This window comes from Aeromonas sp. s13, from assembly GCF_040907905.1.
In the GTDB taxonomy this organism is placed as follows: domain Bacteria; phylum Pseudomonadota; class Gammaproteobacteria; order Enterobacterales; family Aeromonadaceae; genus Aeromonas; species Aeromonas veronii.
The window spans coordinates 117,948-136,126 of the sequence record NZ_JBFOCS010000037.1 but is presented as its reverse complement, the minus strand read 5'-3'; the positions used below and the strand labels follow the sequence as shown (position 1 = coordinate 136,126).

At 57.0% G+C, this 18,179-nt stretch carries 12 protein-coding genes; 5 read left to right on the top strand and 7 right to left on the bottom strand.

Features of this window, described 5'->3' with window-relative positions; all coding sequences use genetic code 11:
- Window positions 1-11: 11 nt before the first annotated feature.
- From AB5Y82_RS06255 to AB5Y82_RS06240, 4 genes are all read right to left on the bottom strand, one after another.
- A complete protein-coding gene (locus AB5Y82_RS06255; RefSeq protein WP_368173771.1) occupies window positions 12-1,229 on the bottom strand; it encodes an ATP/GTP-binding protein in 1,218 nt (405 codons plus the stop codon).
- Window positions 1,230-1,479: 250 nt separating this feature from the next.
- Window positions 1,480-3,651: a DNA helicase II gene (gene uvrD / locus AB5Y82_RS06250; RefSeq protein ID WP_167573774.1), complete on the bottom strand. Its 2,172-nt coding sequence runs from the start codon at window positions 3,649-3,651 to the stop codon at window positions 1,480-1,482.
- Window positions 3,652-3,720: 69 nt separating this feature from the next.
- Entirely contained in the window at window positions 3,721-4,143 is a 423-nt protein-coding gene (locus AB5Y82_RS06245; protein WP_146142133.1) for a hypothetical protein, read from the bottom strand.
- Window positions 4,144-4,181: 38 nt separating this feature from the next.
- On the bottom strand, window positions 4,182-6,176 hold the full coding sequence (locus AB5Y82_RS06240) for a hypothetical protein (RefSeq protein ID WP_106844241.1): 1,995 nt from the start codon (window positions 6,174-6,176) through the stop codon (window positions 4,182-4,184).
- A gap of 643 nt (window positions 6,177-6,819) precedes the next feature.
- On the opposite strand from AB5Y82_RS06240, the gene AB5Y82_RS06235 reads away from it, so the two are divergent.
- The 4 genes from AB5Y82_RS06235 (at window position 6,820) to AB5Y82_RS06220 (ending at window position 11,555) form a co-directional block, all read left to right on the top strand.
- Window positions 6,820-7,818: a BMP family protein gene (locus AB5Y82_RS06235; protein ID WP_005340803.1), complete on the top strand. Its 999-nt coding sequence runs from the start codon at window positions 6,820-6,822 to the stop codon at window positions 7,816-7,818.
- Window positions 7,819-7,903: 85 nt separating this feature from the next.
- On the top strand, window positions 7,904-9,469 hold the full coding sequence (locus AB5Y82_RS06230; protein WP_106844240.1) for an ABC transporter ATP-binding protein: 1,566 nt from the start codon (window positions 7,904-7,906) through the stop codon (window positions 9,467-9,469).
- Window positions 9,469-10,587: an ABC transporter permease gene (locus tag AB5Y82_RS06225; protein WP_042656568.1), complete on the top strand. Its 1,119-nt coding sequence runs from the start codon at window positions 9,469-9,471 to the stop codon at window positions 10,585-10,587. The genes AB5Y82_RS06230 and AB5Y82_RS06225 overlap by 1 nt, the downstream gene beginning before the upstream one ends.
- Window positions 10,588-10,589: 2 nt before the next feature.
- The gene (locus AB5Y82_RS06220) at window positions 10,590-11,555 is read left to right on the top strand and encodes an ABC transporter permease (RefSeq protein ID WP_021230728.1); all 966 of its coding nucleotides are present in this window, start codon (window positions 10,590-10,592) and stop codon (window positions 11,553-11,555) included.
- 266 nt (window positions 11,556-11,821) lie between these two features.
- Here the strand turns inward: AB5Y82_RS06220 and AB5Y82_RS06215 are convergent, their stop codons facing one another.
- Entirely contained in the window at window positions 11,822-13,813 is a 1,992-nt protein-coding gene (locus AB5Y82_RS06215; protein WP_368173770.1) for a bifunctional 2',3'-cyclic-nucleotide 2'-phosphodiesterase/3'-nucleotidase, read from the bottom strand.
- Between the two features lie 359 nt (window positions 13,814-14,172).
- On the opposite strand from AB5Y82_RS06215, the gene AB5Y82_RS06210 reads away from it, so the two are divergent.
- Window positions 14,173-15,114, top strand: a complete 942-nt coding sequence (locus tag AB5Y82_RS06210) for a hypothetical protein (protein ID WP_368173769.1) — start codon at window positions 14,173-14,175, stop codon at window positions 15,112-15,114.
- An 81-nt stretch (window positions 15,115-15,195) separates the two neighbouring features.
- Here AB5Y82_RS06210 and mgtE read toward each other — a convergent pair whose 3' ends face one another.
- On the bottom strand, window positions 15,196-16,620 hold the full coding sequence (gene mgtE, locus AB5Y82_RS06205; RefSeq protein WP_111900427.1) for a magnesium transporter: 1,425 nt from the start codon (window positions 16,618-16,620) through the stop codon (window positions 15,196-15,198).
- A 147-nt stretch (window positions 16,621-16,767) separates the two neighbouring features.
- Window positions 16,768-18,168: a siroheme synthase CysG gene (gene cysG, locus AB5Y82_RS06200; RefSeq protein ID WP_368173768.1), complete on the bottom strand. Its 1,401-nt coding sequence runs from the start codon at window positions 18,166-18,168 to the stop codon at window positions 16,768-16,770.
- Between the last annotated feature and the right edge of the window lie 11 nt (window positions 18,169-18,179).

Below are 18,179 nucleotides of genomic sequence, written 5' to 3'. Positions count from 1 at the left end.
ACTCCTTACCTTCAAGATCCACTGAGTAATTTTGGAAGTGCTCCAAATTCAGAGCTTAAATATTTGTTAGATATTTTGGCGTCTTTCCTGATAGGAAAGTCTGATAGTCTACTTATGTGACTTGAAAAGTCATCACTCTTCTCCACGAAGAATATTGAATCGCGTCTAAAACCACTATCTAACAGCAATATATCGTGAGTGGCAATAATTGTCTGACGTATTTTACTGCTAGCCTTAAATAATAAAGACATCATCTCTAATGAAAGCTTATGATGAAGAGAGCCATCATACTCATCGACAATAAAAGTAATATCTTCATCCGGTAAATCTGTAATCAAAAAGAAGATCACCATGATTATTATGGCAAAACTTCCTTTAGAGAAAAAATCGGATGCATCGTCAATTGATAGATCATATGGTTTTCCGTCATTTCTCTTATGGCTAATGAATAATTTCGCTTTACCTTCATGATCTCTTTTAACAGATAGCTTGTTAACGGGAATGGATAGTGAGGCGAGCATTGATGATGCTTTAGTTAGCTGCCTATTCCAAAATTTTGTATAGCTGGCACTTGTATCACCAGTGCTACTATCTAAGATTTCCTCAATACCTTTCAATGAGTTTTTATGATATAAACTTGGTCTGAACATGCACAAATTTTTTGCCCAATTATAGAGATGGCTCAGCACATCATTTTTTAGTGATTGGGCGTAGTTGGCAATTAATCCTGATTGACTCAGAGTGCCAGACAGTAAAGTCTCAAGAGATTTATATCTTGCAGTAAATTTAATAGAGCCGTCTTCTCTAACAAAAACTGTTTGGCTTTTAGATGATTTCTTATTATTTCTGGAAAATAAGAATTCTTTTATTACATTACCCCTGAATATGGAGAAGCCGTAGTTAATAAACCGATTGTTTGTGGTATCAAAGAGTAACACTTCATATTCTGTCGGCTTTTCAAAACTAGATGAATCCAACATAAATGGTGCATGTGCATCGCCGACTTTTTCTGGGCTTTTAATTGCTGTTGTGAATGTATGTAAGGCTTCGAGTAGGTGAGTTTTGCCTGAACCATTAGGGCCTACAAGGCATGCACATTTATTAATTTTTAATGCGCTGTCAGTTTCATATACATGTTCTAAAGATTCACTCCCTGAAGTAGCGACAAGATTAAATTCTTGTTTATCTCGAAAGCCTTTGTAGTTTGTTATTGCAAATGTCAATAACATGCCAATCTCCCTCTCCAATATTCTTATACGTGTTGCTGCGAAGTCAGTATGTTGATACAAGCACAATTAGGCACAACAAAGAAGGTTTTTTGCTGTTTTTTTTCAGGAAAACGTTTTCTTTTGTGTTTGATTGCATGGTAACTAGAGCTGTTGTGAACCTTGAAGCCCATTCGGACGACTGCATTACTAAAGCGATAGATAAAATCAACCCGGCCTAAGCCGGGTTGGTTGTATCAAAAGGCGGGAAAAATCAGAGCGCTTCCAATCTGGCATAGGCCGTCACCAGCCACTTGGCGCCGACCTCATCGAACTGGATCTGCACCCGGCTCTGCTGGCCGACCCCTTCGAAGTTGAGTACCACCCCTTCCCCGAATTTCGGATGGAGCACCCGCTGGCCGAGCTTGATGCCGCTGGCGTCGAAGCTCTGCTGCACCTCGTTCTGGCTAAAGCGGCCGTACTGGGTGGGGCGGCTGACCTGAGTGCGCAGCCGGATCTCTTCCAGACACTCGGCGGGCATCTCGCGGATAAAGCGGCTCGGCTTGTGGAACATCTCGCGGCCATAGATGCGGCGGCTCTCGGCATAACAGATGTAGAGCTTCTCCATGGCGCGGGTCATGCCAACGTAACAGAGGCGGCGCTCCTCCTCCAGCCGGCCCGACTCCTCGGTGGATTGCTGGCTGGGGAACATGCCCTCTTCGACACCGACCAGCAGCACCAGCGGGAACTCCAGCCCCTTGGCGCTGTGCAAGGTCATCAGCTGCACCGCATCGGCATATTCGTCCGCCTGATTCTCGCCGGATTCCAGCGCCGCATGGGCGAGGAAGGCGGAGAGATCGCTCATATCCTCCAGCTCGTCCGGGCGCTGGTACTGGCGGCAGGCGGTGACCAGTTCGTCCAGGTTCTCTACCCGCGCCTGGGATTTCTCGCCTTTTTCCGCCAGATACATCGCCTTGAGGCCGGAGTTCTGGATGGCGATATCCGCCTGCTGGTGCAGCGGCAGCAGGGAGACCTGCTCCTCCAGCGCGTCGATCAGATCGACAAAGCCGCGCACCGCGTTACCGGCGCGACCGGTCAGCACCTTGTCATTGAGCAGTGCTTTGGCCGATTGCCACAGGTTGAGCCCCTGATCGCGGGCGTTGCCGCGCAGGATCTCGAGGGTGCGATCGCCGATGCCGCGAGTCGGGGTGTTGACCACCCGCTCGAAGCTGGCGTCGTCGCCACGGTTGTTGATAAGACGCAGGTAGGCCATGGCGTCCTTGATCTCTTGCCGCTCGAAGAAGCGCAGGCCGCCGTAGATGCGATAGGGCATGGCGTCCTGCATCAGCGCCTCTTCCAGCACCCGCGATTGGGCGTTGGAGCGATAGAGGATGGCGCAGTCGGCCAAGAGGCCGCCCTTTTCCTTCCAATCCTTGAGACGGCCGACCACGAAGCGGGCTTCGTCCACCTCGTTGAAGGCGGCATACAGCGAAATCGGCTCGCCCTCGGCCCCTTCGGTCCACAGCTCCTTGCCAAGGCGCTCGGCGTTGTTGGCGATGACGCTGTTGGCCGCTTTGAGGATATTGGCGGTGGAGCGGTAGTTCTGCTCGAGGCGGATGGTCTCGGCGCCCTGATAGTCGGTCAGGAAGCGCTGGATGTTCTCGATCTTGGCGCCGCGCCAGCCGTAGATGGACTGGTCATCGTCGCCGACGATCATCACCTTGCCGCTGTTGCCCGCCAGCATCCGCAGCCAGGCGTACTGGATGCCGTTGGTATCCTGAAACTCGTCCACCAGGATGTTCTGGAAGCGGTCGCGGTAGTGCTCGAGGATGTGCGGCTTGTTGAGCCACAGCTCGTGGGCGCGCAGCAAGAGTTCTGCGAAGTCCACCAGACCGGAGCGATCGCAGGTCTCCTGATAGGTCTTGTAGATCTGCTGATAGGTGCGGGTGACAGGGTCGCCATAGAGGTCGATGTCGCCGGGGCGCAGCCCCTCGTCCTTCTTGCCGTTGATGTAGCCCATCACGGCGCGGGGGGCCCAGTGCTTCTCGTCGAGGTTGAGCGCCTTGAGCACCCGGCGGATGAGGCGGTACTGGTCGTCGGAGTCGAGGATCTGGAAATCCTGCGGCAAGCCTGCATCCAGATGGTGGGCCCGAAGCAGGCGGTGGGCGATACCGTGGAAGGTGCCGATCCACATGCCGCGCACGCCGTCGCCGATCACTTTTTCGACCCGGCCGCGCATCTCGGCCGCCGCCTTGTTGGTAAAGGTGACCGCGATGATGGAGAAGGGTGAACAGCGTTCCACCTGCATCAGCCAGGCGATACGGTGCACCAGCACCCGGGTCTTGCCCGAACCGGCACCGGCCAGCACCAGCAGGTTGCTGCGGGGCGCCGCAACGGCATCTCTTTGCTTGTCGTTGAGCCCGTCGAGCAGGGTTGAAACGTCCATCGCCACTCCTGTTTATTTATACAGGCGGGGATTATACGGCCATGTGAATGGAATGGCTAACCTGTTGCGTTAGCGAAGAGAGAGTTGATAGCTGCGTTTGTGTGCAAACGCGTGGCCATTGGTATCAAACAGCATGGTTCGTCCGGCTTGCAATTGAAGGTCGCTTGGGCGAATGCGGACTTCATGGCTGGAGAAACAGTTCGACTGGTTACAACCATAGGCATTGAATAACACAATGTTACCGCGACTATAGGTGCCATGTGTGAATCTAATATTGGTTGATAAGGTTTCAAATGTTCCTTGGCCAAGAGAAACGCTCTGACTCTGCAAACGGCTAATTGACATCAGACTTAGCCAATTGGCGGATTTGATCGCAGAAAAGTCTTCTTTGTATTTCTTGACAGTAATGCGGTATTTGAATTTTCCATCAGCATCAAAATAAGACTGCCGCAAATCTGAATATTGCGAAATAACCCCGATGGCGTTAGCCATCGGGGTGAACAGGCATATAAATATAATGCCTTTAATCATTATTCAGAAAGGCTGTTGGAGAGCAGCCAATCACAAGGTTTCTCTTGCCACTCTTGGCCGGCTGCAGGTAGACGAGCTTTACAAGAGACGAATACCTTGCCAAAATTCCCACCCTGTTTTGCTCGGATATCTGCAAACCAGCGCATTGGGAAGCCTTGGGCATAATGAGGTGTGTAGTCTGGATAGCCAGTCTCAGGGTTTATTTCCTGGCTTACCCGAAGGAAATAAAATGGATAATATGAGTGATGGGTATCAAATTGTTGATAAATGTATTTAACCTCAGATTCAGTCAGGTGACACATGGCGGTGTCTAGGGCTTTGGATAGATTAACGTCATATTCGCCAATCGTCTCCCCTCTGTATTTGCAATATTCCGTCACACCAATGTCTATTGCATCGCGGTCGATACCGGACGAGAAGTAGCTGTTCAGGTTGACGGTGTACTTGGTCTCGACATGTTGGCCCAGCCACTCACCTTCATCATCGATCAACACATAGTCGTTGAGTTCAACTGTGCTCTTGTCGCCAGTAAGGTGTTTTTGCAGGTCTTTCAGCATCTCCCGGTTCAAATCAGAGTCTGACTCTGGCAACGATGTGGCGAGCGTCAGCTGGATGGCTTGTTGCAGCTGCGTTTTGGCTTTTGCCAGTAGGGTTCCATAGTTCGAATTGAACTTGAAGAAGTTGTTGTCTTTTAGCAGTTCGGCGGGGCGAATATTGATATTCAGATATTCTGCGTCAACAGTCTCGGTGCCAAAAGTAACTGTACGCTCAGACTGACCTGGATTACCAGGTATCCAGTTGTATTTGGTACTGAATTTGTCAAAGGTGACATTTTCTTGAGCAACTTTAAACTGGCTGGCAGAGCCATATTGATATGCAGAGATCACATTCATTGCCGATGACATAGCCAGGGCCGTTGCGCGTAACTCTTGCACTTGGGCAAAATTCAGGGTCAGCTTGTCATCATCACCATATTTTGCGAGATAATCAGGCTTGACAATATTTGCCAAGATATTACTGATACTTTCCAGCTCTAGAGCATACTTACCCATTAGACGAGAGATATCATCGGTCTGGGTGGGCTGCTCCTTGATAGCAAAAGTGATCATATCGGATGGATTGACGATGATATCCAGAATTTTAGCCAGTGAGGTCTGGTATCCCTGGCCAAGAGCCGAAGGGGGCTGGATATCAAAGCGGTTGCTGACGATGGGGTCATTGGTGATTTCCATCAAGGTAATGACAGATTTGACCACCTCGCGATCGGCTTTGCCCTGATCGCCGGTTTCTGCGTTCAAGATATCCTTGTATTCACGCAGTTTGTTTTCAAAGTTGGTTTTTTGCCAATCTTGGCTTTCTTCGAGCAGGCTTCGCAGAACTTTATCTACAGCAACTGATTGACCATTAATCACTGCCAGCGAGGCATTCATATGTGCTGCGGCAGCTGTTGTATCAACAACTTTTTTGTCGAGCTGTGCCTGTTTCAGGGCTTCATTCAGGCTGGTGTTAAACTCATCATCGTTGCCAAAACGAAGAGTGTTGCCTAGCTTGACCACATCCTCTGTTTTCAGAGTAATCCCGTTACTTGCATCACCGTCAGCATCCATAGTTTGCAGCAGTGCAGCGATACGAATGGCGCGATCTTTGTCACCTTTCTCGGCGATGGTGTATGGGGTTACCAGGGTCTGGCCCTTTTTAACCTGAGTTTCCCCAAGCGGGATTGAGCCCAGTTTGAAGGTGCAGGTGTCACCGTCATTAAAGAGGAACTGACCTTGCGAGTTCGTGACGTCCGAGTAATTGCCGCAGGTGTAGTTCAAACCGGCTACCGCACTATCAATAAAGGTGGCAGTCAACGCTGGTTTGGTGGCGTTTCCACCATTGCCACTGTTATTGCCATTATCTGTGCTGGCACTGTCGCCACCACCGCCACAACCTGCCAGCGCCAAGCTGGATAACGCCGTCACAACCGATAAAGCCAGAATATTTTTTTTCATTTTTATTTTCCTGAAACAACGATGCATATGTCACCGGCACCTGGCTGAGGAAGTCAGAATGGGTGGCATGAATTGATGCAAAAGAAGCCCAATTGATGTTTTTGTTAGTTTCATTTGAGATCTATGCGGCGGGCATCATACAGGGGCTCATATGGTTTTCAACTTGATCTGGATCTCGAGTTCATATGAATTGTGAGCTTGCTCAACAAAGTGGAAGCGGGGGCTGATTGTTGGTTAGGGAATGTTGACTGGAGAGTATTAGAGATAGGGTCTGTGAGCTTTGGTCGTTTCCAGCTGTAGCCAATCCTTGCTCACGCGGTTTGTGGGGATTTTGCGAGCCGGATCACGGGCTTGCCGGGGGGCTGGATGAATAACAGGGGAAAACGGTTTACAGTAACTTGCTGAACAATAAGAGAAATGTCGTTTGGGTCTTTTGGTTGTTAGCATAAAAAACTGAAAAGTAGCTAAAAAACAACTGCTTATAAGGTTATTTGCTTAGAATTCAAACCGTTAACGCAAACGTTTTTCCCTTATCATTTGCTTGACCCGCATCGGGGCTGACTTAGAGTAAGCCTGCGTGCTAGATAGCCTGCTCTGACAGGCAAGCAAGTTCCCTCACTTAATAACAATCAAGGATACGATCGTGACTAAAGTGCTCAAGCTGGCCACTGTGGCCTCCCTCACTCTCGCTGCTCTCTCTGCTCAGGCTGCTTCCGAGCCAGCCGTCATTTATGACACCGCGGGCAAGTATGACAAATCATTCAACGAAGCCGTGTTCCGTAACGGCGTCGAGCTCTACAACAAGGACAAGGGCGTCAAGGTCAAAGAGTTTGAACCCCAGAACGAAGCCCAGCGCGAGCAGGGTCTGCGTCGTCTGGCCAGCCGTGGCAACGGCCCGATCGTGGCGGTCGGTTTCAACATGGGTTCTGCGGTAGAGAAGGTTGCGACCGAATTCCCGAAAACCCAGTTCACCATCATCGACATGGTGGTCGACAAGCCGAACGTCCAGTCCGTCATCTTCAAGGAGCATGAAGGTTCCTTCCTGGTGGGCGCGCTGGCTGCCATCGCTTCCAAGAGCGGTAAGGTCGGCTTCGTGGGCGGCATGGATATCCCGCTGATCCGCAAATTCCAGTGCGGTTACGAGCAGGGTGCCAAGTTCGTCAATCCGAAGATCGAAGTGTTCCAGAACATGGCGGGCTCTACCCCGGCCGCGTTTGCTGACCCGGCCAAAGGTGCCGAGCTGGCCAAGTCCCAGTTCGCCAAAGGCGCTGACGTGGTTTACGCCGCAGCTGGCGGTACCGGTATCGGTGTCTATCAGGCAGCCAAGGACAGCGGCAAGTTCGCCATCGGGGTGGACTCCAACCAGAACCACCTGCAACCGGGCACCATGCTGACCTCCATGGTCAAGTCTGTGGGTCTGGCCGCTTACCAGACCTGGGATGACGCTGCCAAAGGCGAGTGGAAGCCGGGTATCAAGAACCTGGGTCTGGCCGAAGGTGGTGTGGATTGGGCACTCGACAAGGACAACGAGAAGCTGATCACCCCGGAAATGAAAGCCAAGGTAGATGCCATCAAGGCTGAAATCATCGCTGGCAAGGTCAAGGTTCATGACTACATGAGCGATAACACCTGCAAATACTAATTAGATAGCTGCTACGACTCTCAACGCACCACCGGCCCGCACGGGCCGGTTTTTAGTCTTATTTCATGAAACGCAGGGCTGCATCATGGACCAGACAGATCGCTATGCCATCGAATTAAGAGGTATCGATAAGCGGTTCGGCGAAGTGTACGCCAACAAGCTGATCGACCTTAAGGTTCGCAAAGGCAGTATCCACGGCATTGTCGGCGAAAATGGCGCCGGTAAGTCCACCCTGATGAGCATCATTTATGGTTTCTACCATGCCGACAAAGGCGAGATGCTGATCGACGGGAATCCTTTCAAACCCCATGGCTCACAAGATGCGATTGCCGCAGGGGTGGGCATGGTTCACCAGCACTTCATGCTGGTCAATAACTTTACCGTATTGGAAAACGTCATCCTCGGTGCTGAAAATGGCTGGCACCTTCAGCAGAGCGTGGCGTCGGCAGAGAAGCTGCTCGGCGAGTTGGCGCGGGATTATGGCCTCGACGTGCCTCTGCACGAGAAGGTCGAAGATCTGCCAGTTGGCTTGCAACAGCGGGTCGAAATACTCAAGGCGCTCTATCGCGGCGCCCGCATCCTGATCCTCGACGAGCCGACCGGGGTACTGACCCCGCAAGAGGCGGATCACCTGTTCGAGGTGCTGAAAAAGCTGCGGGATCAGGGGGCGACCATCATCCTCATCACCCACAAGCTGCGGGAGATCCTGGCCATTACCGATCAGGTCTCCATCATGCGCCGTGGCGAGATGGTGGCCCACGTCGCCACCAGGGATACCGACAAGGAGCAACTGGCCGAGCTGATGGTGGGCCGCAAGGTACGCCTCAAGGTCGACAAGGGGCCAACCCAACCCGGTGAAGCCAAGCTGAAGATCGAAGGGCTCAGCTATTTCGACGCCAGCAAGGTGGAGCGGGTCAAATCGGTCAGCTTCGAGGTGCGGGCCGGTGAAGTGGTCGGCATCGCAGGGGTCTCCGGCAACGGTCAGTCCGAACTGCTCAGCCTGCTTGGCGGCATTCTCAAGCCGAGCAAGGGCGGCTTCACCATCAGCAGCCGCAGCGGCGTGCACAAAGTGAGCGCTGAGCACCCGGCCGATCCCGAGCTGGTGCGCAACTACGGCCTCGGCCATGTGCCGGAAGATCGCCACAAGATGGGGCTGATCAACCGCTTCGAGGCGAAAGAGGCCTTCATTCTCGGCTATCACCGTCGCCCGCAATACAACAAGGGTTGGCTGCAGAACAAGGAGGCGATCCAGCAGGATTGTCAGGCCAAGATGGAGAAGTGGGACGTGCGCCCGCCCCATCCCGATCACAAGACCGCCAACTTCTCCGGTGGCAACCAGCAGAAGCTGGTGATCGCCCGTGAAGTGGAGCAGGACCCGGATGTGCTGTTGATCGGTCAGCCGACCCGCGGGGTCGACATCGGCGCCATCGAGTATATCCACCAGCAGATCATCGCCATGCGCGACAAGGGCAAGGCGGTGCTGCTGGTCTCGGTGGAGCTGGACGAGATCATGAGCCTCGCAGATCGCATTCTGGTCATTGCCGATGGCCGCATCGTCGGCGAGCTGGATGGTGCCAAGGCGGATGAGCGCACTATCGGCCTGATGATGGCGAACATAGTGCCGGACGAAGTAGCCAAGGAGGCCCACTGATGAGCCAAGTACGTATTCCTGCCTGGGTCTCCGTAGGCGTCTTGTCTGCGGTCAACATCCTGCTGGCCTTCCTGGTATCGGCCATTCTGTTCTACTACCTCGACATCAACCCGGTCGATGCCGCCAAGATCATGTGGTACGGCGCGTTCGGCACAGGTGAAGGGGTCGGCTTCACCCTCTACTACGCAACCGGCTTTATCTTTACCGGTCTGTCGGTGGCGGTCGCTTTCCACGCCGGTCTATTCAACATCGGTGGTGAAGGTCAGGCCTATATCGGCGGGCTCGGTGTCGGTCTGGTCTGTCTGACGCTCGGCGATGTGCTGCCGTTTGCCCTGCTGTTGCCGCTCTCCATCATTGCCGGTGGTCTGTTCGGTGCGGCCTGGGCTTTTATTCCGGCCTGGCTGCAAGCCAAGCGCGGCAGCCATATCGTGATCACCACCATCATGTTCAACTTCATCGCCGCCTCGCTGATGGCCTATCTGCTGGTGGAGGTGTTCAAGCCGCCCGGTTCGATGGCGACCGAGAGCAAGGTGTTTGCCGAGGCAAGCTGGCTGCCCAAGATGAGCGGGATGGCGAGCCTGTTCGGGATGGATATCCCCAACAGCCCCCTCAATATCAGCTTCTTCTGGGCGCTGATCTGTGCGGCGCTGGTGTGGGTCTTTATCTGGCACACCCGCTGGGGTTACGAGATCCGCTCGGTCGGCGCCAGCCAGAGCGCCTCCGCCTACGCCGGTATCTCCTATCCCAAGGTGGTGATCCTGGCCATGGTCATCTCCGGCATGCTGTCGGGCTTCTTTGCCCTCAACGTGCTGCAGGGTGAGCTGCACCAGATCAAGCTCAACTTCGTGGAAGGGTTCGGCTTCACCGGTATCGCGGTGGCGCTGATGGGGCGCAACCATCCGGTCGGCGTCATCATCGCCAGCCTGCTGTTTGGTTTCCTCTATCAGGGGGGCGCCGAGCTCAGCTTCGAGTTCGGTGTCGACCGCAACATCGTGGTGGTGTTGCAGGGTCTGGTGATCCTGTTCTGTGGCGCCCTTGAGCACATGATGCGTCCGCGCATCGAGCAGCTCTATCTGGCGTTTGCCAACCGCTCAGCCGCACAAGCTAAAGGAGTCTGATCATGTTTGAAATTCTGATCCTGATGCTGGATGCGACCATTCGTACCGCGCCGCCGCTCATTCTGGCCGCCATGGCGGGCATGTTTTGCGAGCGCTCCGGGGTGGTCAATATCGCGCTGGAAGGCAAACTGCTGGCGGCAGCGTTCGCCAGTGGTGCGGCGGCGGCTGTCTCCGGTTCCGCCTGGATAGGTCTGGGTGCCGGGGTGGGAGTCTCCATCCTGTTTGCCCTGATGCACGGTTTTGCCACCATCACCCATCGTGGTGATCAGGTGGTGAGCGGCATGGCCATCAACATTCTGGCGGCCGGTCTGACCGTCACCCTGGGCCGTTACTGGTTCGATCAGGGTGGCCAGACCCCGGCACTCTCCGGTGATGCCCGTTTCGCCCCCATCGATCTGCCCTATGCCAAGGAGCTGTGGGATGTGCCGGTGATCGGCCAGCTCTACAGCGAGCTGCTGAGCGGCCACTCCCTGCTGGAGTACGTGGCGTTCGCCTGTGTGCCGCTGGCCTGGTGGGTGATGTTCCGTACCCGCTTCGGTCTGCGTCTGCGGGCGGTGGGCGAGGCACCGGCAGCGGTCGATACCGCCGGTATCTCTGTGGTGCGGATGCGCTACACCGCGCTCCTCATCGGCGGTCTGCTGGCAGGTATCGGTGGCACCTATCTGGCGGTGGCCCAGACGGCCCAGTTCATCCCCAACATGAGTGCGGGCAAGGGCTTTATGGCGCTGGCGGCGCTGGTGTTCGGCAAGTGGCGTCCTTGGAATGCCATGGCCGCCTGTCTGCTGTTCGGCTTCCTTGATGCGGTCGCTATCCGGCTGCAAGGGGTGAGCATCGGTGGCTTCGCCATTCCGGTGCAGGCCATCGAGGCACTGCCCTACATTCTGACCGTGTTCCTGCTGGCCGGTTTTATCGGCCGTGCGGTGGCGCCGAAGGCGCTCGGCACCCCCTATGTGAAGGAACGGGAGTAGCGCCTTTTATTGCGATATTCCCGATCACACAGATAACAGCAGGCCCACTTCGGTGGGCCTGTTCTTTTATGGGCGGGATGGGGCAGAACAGCCGGGATCTGGATGGTGTGATAGAGGGGGATGATGGCGTGAAGGGATAAAGGGGCTGCGCGATCTGCTGCGGGTAGCGGCTAGCTTACAGGTGCATATCCCGCTGCCAGTACCATTAAAAACCCCCTCGTATCAGGAGGGGGTTGCACTGGTTATTGCCGGATTAACCCTGAGGCTCAGGGTGCCAGCACCAGCTTGTAGACGCCAAAGCCGGGGTGTTTGGCATCGGTGGGCGGCAGGGTCTCTACATAGTTCAGCTTGCCACCGGTCAGGGCTTGCGCCTCGCTGCGTGGTGAGCTGTAGATGCGCAGATCCAGATTGGCGGGCAGGGGGGCCAGCTGCCAGTTGTGGTCTGCCGGGGGCTCGAAACCGGCCGGATTCTTCTCTGCCAGATCCTTGAGGTATTCGGAGAGCACTTCGCGGGTTTCGAACTGATCTTCATGGACGATCACCTTGGCGTTGATGCCCGGGAAGTTGCCACCACCGCTGGCGCGGTAGTTGTTGGTCACCACGTAGAACATCTGGGCCGGGTCGATTGCCTTGCCCTGATAGGTGAGGTTGGTGATGCGATAGCTGTCGCTCACCTTGTTGCCATCCACATCGTAACGGGCGGGTTTGGTCACATCGACCTGATAGTTCACTCCGTCGATCACGTCGAAGTTGTAGGTGCGGTACTTCTCGTTCACCAGCCACTGGGTAGCGGTGCTGGCGGCATCGATCTTGTTGAACTGGACGGCGCTCTTCTCCAGCCACTCCTGTACGGTCGCGCCATTGATGGCGACCACCTGCAGGGTGTTGGGGTAGACATAGAGGTCGGCCACGTTGCGCAGGGAGATATCGCCAGCCGGTACATAGGTGAAGTCGGTCGGACCGTTGCGACCGCCGCGGAATGGCGCGGCGGCGGAGAGGATGGGCCATTTCTCCTTGAGCTGACCATCCTGTTGCAGCTTCTTGGCATGCCACAGCTGGGCGTCGCTGACGATCTGGATGGAGGGGTCATCCTGCACCAGCGCGAAGAAGCTGTGGATTGGCTTGGTGATCTTGCTGAGGGGCTCGTCCAGCCACTGGTTGGCCTGCTCGTGCTCGGCAATGACCTGATCGACCACCGCCTGATCTTCGGTGCTGCTGGCGCTACTGTCGATCTTGCGCAGCTGGGACTTGCTGGAGGCCACTTCCCAGCGACCCTCTTTCCAGGTCATGTGCAGGTCGATGATGCCGAGGTGGTTGCCCCAGACGCCCGGCATCACGGTCGGTACGCCCGCCAGGGTGCCTTTCTCGTTGTCCACGTCGGTCATGTTGGGGTAGTCACCCGGGAAGGTGCGATGGGCATGGCCCAGCAGCAGGGCATCGACCCCTTTCACCTTGGCCAGCGGCAGGGCGGCGTTCTCCATCATGGGTTCGCGCGGGTCACCTATGATGCCGGTGTGGGCCACGACCACGACAATGTCAGCGCCCTTGGCGCGGATTTCGGGTACATAGTGCTCGGCGGTCTCGACCATATCGGCCACCACCACCTTGCCTTCCAGATTGCGCTTGTCCCACTGGGTGATCTGGGGCGGAGTCAGCCCCAGCACCCCGACCTTGATGGTCTGGGTATTGCCGTTGGCATCCTTCACCTGACGATCCAGCACCACATAGGGTTTGAACTTCTGCTTGCTCCAGTCGATGGCGCCCTTGCCATCACGGCTGAAGGCATCGGCCTGGAAGACGTTGGCGTTGATGTAGGGGTAGTTGGCCCCTTTCAGGGTCTCCGAGAGGAAGTCGAGACCGAAGTTGAACTCGTGGTTGCCCAGGTTGCCGACATCATAATTCATGGTGTTCAGCGCCTTGATGGCGGGGTGAGTCTGCTTGCTCAGCCACTGCTGTTTGACCTGCTGGTCGTGGATATAGTCGGCTAGCGGGGTACCCTGGATCAGGTCACCGTTGTCGATCAGCAAGTTGTTGGCGTTCTCTTCGCGGGCCTTGCGGATCAGCACAGCGGTGCGGGCGAAGCCCAGCGAGGCATCCGGCTTGTTCTGGTAGTAGTCGTAGCTCAGCAGGTTGGAGTGGATATCAGAGGTTTCGATCAGCCGAAGGGTGAGATCACCGGGGGCCTGAGAGTTGTTGTCATCACAGCCGGACAGCAAAAAGATAACTGCCACCGCGCTCAGTTTGAGGGTGGTTTTCATTGTTGGATTCTCTTGTTATGGGTATGCCAGCGTGGTGCATTCTATCGACAGCAAAAGAATCCGATTGTGAGCAGGCTGGCAATTCGGGCTAATTACCCTCCTGTTAATAGAGTTATGGCTCTGATTTTAATCTCTTTTTTCTCTTCCTTCAGGGCCACCACCCTCGCTGCTTTTCCGCCGTGAGTCACCCTGTAGTCACCGCCGTGCGGTCGGAGCAAGCTGCGCGGTCTGCCGCTCCTGCGAGGCTGTAATGGTTGGTTACAGATCTCCATTCGACTGATAGATGACCTTTCCCTTAAATTCAGCGGCGATTGATTGCATCTAAAAAATTACAAAGCGACAGCAAGGAATAAAAACTCATGAAAATGCACAACAAAGCGCTGCTGGCCATCGCCTGCGCTGCGGCCCTGTCTGCCTGTGACAGCGAAAAAGCTGCCAACAGCATCGCCAAGCGGGTGCCGCTGGCTCTGCCGGAGGCGGGTCTTTACCAAGCGAATCTGATGAGCCGCGACGGCGACAAGGCGACGCCGCGCATGATCAAGGATCTGGATGGTCTGGCGCTGGTCTACCCGAAGGGTGAAACCGTGCAGCACTGGGGTGTCTGGGTGGATCATCAGGTGGGCAAGGTCGAGACCAACAGCCAGTGGCTGGGTCAGGCTGACCAGAAAGCCGACAAAGACGGGATCTACCCGGTGCAGTTGATCCGCAACAGCGAACGGCTCGGCACCAGCACGGCGCTCAGCTCGGTGACCAACGACCACAACCTCATCACCTTCCAGGATCAGCCGGTCATCGATCTGCAGGGCAAGGAGATCAAGCGCTGGGTTTTTGATTTCACTCGGACCGGCACCAAGTTCTCCGACAACTCCCCCATCTATTCCGGTTTCAGCGGTCATGTGGCGGTGACGGCCCTGACCACCAAAGCGGTGACCACGGCCAGCTGGAGTGCCACGGACAGCGATGGCTTCAGCAGCGACATGGTGGGCAAGGTGGATACCACCAGCAACGGCGGCAAGCTGACGGTAGCGATCGAGTTTCCGGCGGCAGGTTGTACGCTGGTGGGCGAGGGGAGTGCGACGGCCGGGTTGAGCAAGCTGACCATGAGCGGGTTTGGCAAGTGCAACTTCAAGCAATCCGCTGCCGCCACGCCGATCGAAAACCTCTGGACTGCCGCTCTGGCCCGGGCGATGGATAACAGCGTCGCCTATGTCACCACCTTTACCACGGATGCCAAAAAAGAGGCGCTGGTCATCGGCTTCCCCGACACCAATGGCTTGCTGATCACCGCTGACAAGCGATAAGCAGCCCAACGGCAGGGGCGGGCAAACGCGCCTGAAACAACAAGGGAGCCAGTGGCTCCCTTGTTGTTTTCAACGCACGGTTTACAGCAGGAACAGGGTCGCCAGCCCGAGGAAGATAAAGAAGCCGCCGGTATCGGTGATGGCGGTGATCATCACGCTGGCACCGACTGCCGGGTCGCGGCCGAGGCGGGTCATGGTCATGGGGATAATGACCCCCATCAGCGCCGCCACCAGCAGGTTGAGCATCATGGCCAGGGTCATCACGGCGCCGAGCGCCGCATCCTGATAGAGCAGATAGGTGGCAATGCCCATGGTGCCGCCCCACACCAGCCCGTTGATAAAGGCGACGCCAAGTTCCCGTAGCAGCAGGAAGGAGAGGTTGCCCGCCTGAATGTGCTGCAGCGCCAGCGCCCGCACTATCATGGTGATGGTCTGGTTGCCGGTGTTGCCGCCGATCCCGGCTACGATGGGCATCAAGGCCGCCAGCGCCACCAGTTGGGAGATGGTGTGCTCGAACAGGCCGATCACCCGCGAGGCGACAAAGGCGGTGCAGAGGTTGATGGCAAGCCAGGCCCAGCGGGTCTTGACCGCCTTGGAGACGGGCGCGAATACGTCTTCATCCTCGCTGATACCCCCCATCCGGCGCAGGTCGGTGTCACTCTCCTCATAGACCAGATCCACCACCTCTTCGACGGTGAGGCGGCCCATCAGCTTGCCCTTGCCATCCACCACGGCGGCGGAGAGCAGGTCATCCCGTTCGAAGGTGCGGGCGGCCGCTTCGTCGTTATCCTCCGGATCGAAGGTGACCGGATCCCGTTCCATCACGTCGCTCACCAGGGTAGCGGGTTTGTGCAGCAGCACTGTGGTGAGGGCCAGCTCCCCCAGCAGGTGGTTGCGCCGATCGATGACGAACAGCTTGTCGGTGTTGGCGGGGATCTTGCCGCGCAGGCGCAGATAACGCTGCACCGTGGCCAGACTCACCTCGGGGCGGATGGTGATGATCTCGAAGTCCATCATGGCGCCGACGGTGTGCTTGCCGTAGCGGATCACCTCGCGCACCCGATCCCGGTCGGCGGGGGCCATGTAGGTGAGCAGCCGCCCCATCAGGTTGCGCGGCAGGTACTGGCCCAGATAGATCTGATCGTCGATATCCAGGGTACGCAGGGCGTGCAGCAGCTCCTTGTCGCTCATCCCGCTGATGAGGCTGTCCCACACCGTCTCCGACGCTTCGACCAGGATCTGGCCGCGCTTCTCCTCCTCCACCAGTGCCCACAGGGCATGACGTTCATCAGGCGGCAGCGACTCCAGCGCATCGGCGACGTCGGCGGCGGGCAACCCGTTGACCAGCGCCGTGAGTTCGCTGGTCTGATCGCGCTGCTCTGCATCCTGCACCGCTTGCGGGTCGAGCAGGCTGTCGGTGAGGGCGTCATCGCGTAGCAGCAGGGTGAGAATGCGGGATCTGTCATCCGCGCGCTGCCTGGCGCTGTTCTTGATGGGAAGAGACATGGGATGAATTCCTGAGAGGGTAGCCAAGGGCTCAATGCCCATAGGATACCAGACTTAAAACAGCAGGTTATGACCGTGATTAGAGAAGAGGGAGGTAAAAGTGAGGCCACCTGCTGGTGGCCTCATGATCGTTTGCCGAGAAGCGCCTCAGGCGAGGGCGCGCTGAGCCTGTGGTGCCGAGCCAAACCAGGCGAGCTGGTCGGCCAGGGTCACCACCGAGCCCACCATGATCAGCGCCGGACTCTCGACCCCCACCGCCAGCGCGGGCAGCTCATCGAGGGTGCCGCGAATGACCCGCTGGCAGGGCTGGGTGCCACGCTCGATCAGCGCCACCGGCGTGTCGCCCGCCTTGCCGTGGGCCAGCAGTTGCTCGCGGATGGTGACGCAGGAGGAGAGCCCCATATAGAACACCAGCGTCTGCTTGTCCTTGGCCAGCAGCGGCCAGTCGAGATCCCGGGCGCCCCCCTTGCCGTGAGCGGTGACGAAGCGCACGCTCTGGGCGTGGTCGCGATGGGTCAGCGGAATACCGGCGTAGGCGGCGCAGCCACTGGCGGCGGTGATCCCCGGCACCACCTGAAAGCCGATGCCGCTACCGACCAGCGTCTCCAGCTCTTCGCCGCCACGGCCGAAGATAAAGGGGTCGCCTCCCTTCAGCCGCACCACTCGCTGCCCCTTCTTCGCCTCCTCCAGCAACAGCTGGTTGATCCCCTCTTGCGGTACGCAGTGGTTGCCCGCCTGCTTGCCGACGAAGATGCGTTTGGCATCCCGGCGCACCAGCGCCATCACCTCGTCCGAGACCAGCCGGTCATAGACCACCACGTCCGCTTGCTGCATCTGGCGCAGAGCGTGCAGGGTGAGCAGGCCCGGATCGCCGGGGCCAGCTCCCACCAGCACCACTTCGCCAGCGGTGTGGATCTCGTCAGCAAACAGGTTGTCGGCCAGCTGGTGGGCAGAGGCGTGATCCCCCCGTGCCAGCGCCTGCCCGAGCCGGTCCGCCCCGAGTAGCCGCTCCCAGAAGCGGCGCCGCTCCCCCATGCTGGCGAAGCGCGCCTTGACCCGCTCCCGCAGGCTGCCGGCGAAGGCCGCGACGGCGCCCAGATGCTGGGGCAGCAGGGCTTCGAGTTTTTCTCGCAGCAGGCGGGCCAGCACCGGCGCCTTGCCGCCGGAGGAGATGGCTACCATCAGCGGCGAGCGATCGATGATCGATGGCATGATGAAGCTGGAGCGTTTCGGGTCGTCCACCACGTTGGCAAAGATCCGCGCCCGGTTGGCGCTCTGGTAGACCAGCGCATTCACCTCGCGCCGATCGGTAGCGGCCACCACCAGCCACTTGCCCGCCAGTTGCTGCGACGCAAATTCACCGGCCAGCCACTCGATGCTGCCGTTGGCCGCCAGTTCCGCCAGCTCGGGGTCGAGCTCGGGCGCTACGACTGTGAGGTGGGCACCGGCATCCAGCAGCAGGCGCGCCTTGCGCTCCGCTACCTCGCCGCCGCCGACCAGCAGCACGGGTTTGTTGTCGAGTCGGCAAAAGATGGGCAAGTAGTCCATGGGGCCTCCGG

Coding starts and splice junctions, on each gene's coding strand:
- AB5Y82_RS06225 (WP_042656568.1), top strand. CDS start 9,469: ATGAGCCAAGTACGTATTCCTGCCTGGGTCTCCGTAGGCGTCTTGTCT.
- AB5Y82_RS06255 (WP_368173771.1), bottom strand. CDS start 1,229: ATGTTATTGACATTTGCAATAACAAACTACAAAGGCTTTCGAGATAAA.
- uvrD (WP_167573774.1), bottom strand. CDS start 3,651: ATGGACGTTTCAACCCTGCTCGACGGGCTCAACGACAAGCAAAGAGAT.
- AB5Y82_RS06210 (WP_368173769.1), top strand. CDS start 14,173: ATGAAAATGCACAACAAAGCGCTGCTGGCCATCGCCTGCGCTGCGGCC.
- mgtE (WP_111900427.1), bottom strand. CDS start 16,620: ATGTCTCTTCCCATCAAGAACAGCGCCAGGCAGCGCGCGGATGACAGA.
- AB5Y82_RS06245 (WP_146142133.1), bottom strand. CDS start 4,143: ATGGCTAACGCCATCGGGGTTATTTCGCAATATTCAGATTTGCGGCAG.
- AB5Y82_RS06215 (WP_368173770.1), bottom strand. CDS start 13,813: ATGAAAACCACCCTCAAACTGAGCGCGGTGGCAGTTATCTTTTTGCTG.
- AB5Y82_RS06240 (WP_106844241.1), bottom strand. CDS start 6,176: ATGAAAAAAAATATTCTGGCTTTATCGGTTGTGACGGCGTTATCCAGC.
- AB5Y82_RS06230 (WP_106844240.1), top strand. CDS start 7,904: ATGGACCAGACAGATCGCTATGCCATCGAATTAAGAGGTATCGATAAG.
- AB5Y82_RS06220 (WP_021230728.1), top strand. CDS start 10,590: ATGTTTGAAATTCTGATCCTGATGCTGGATGCGACCATTCGTACCGCG.
- cysG (WP_368173768.1), bottom strand. CDS start 18,168: ATGGACTACTTGCCCATCTTTTGCCGACTCGACAACAAACCCGTGCTG.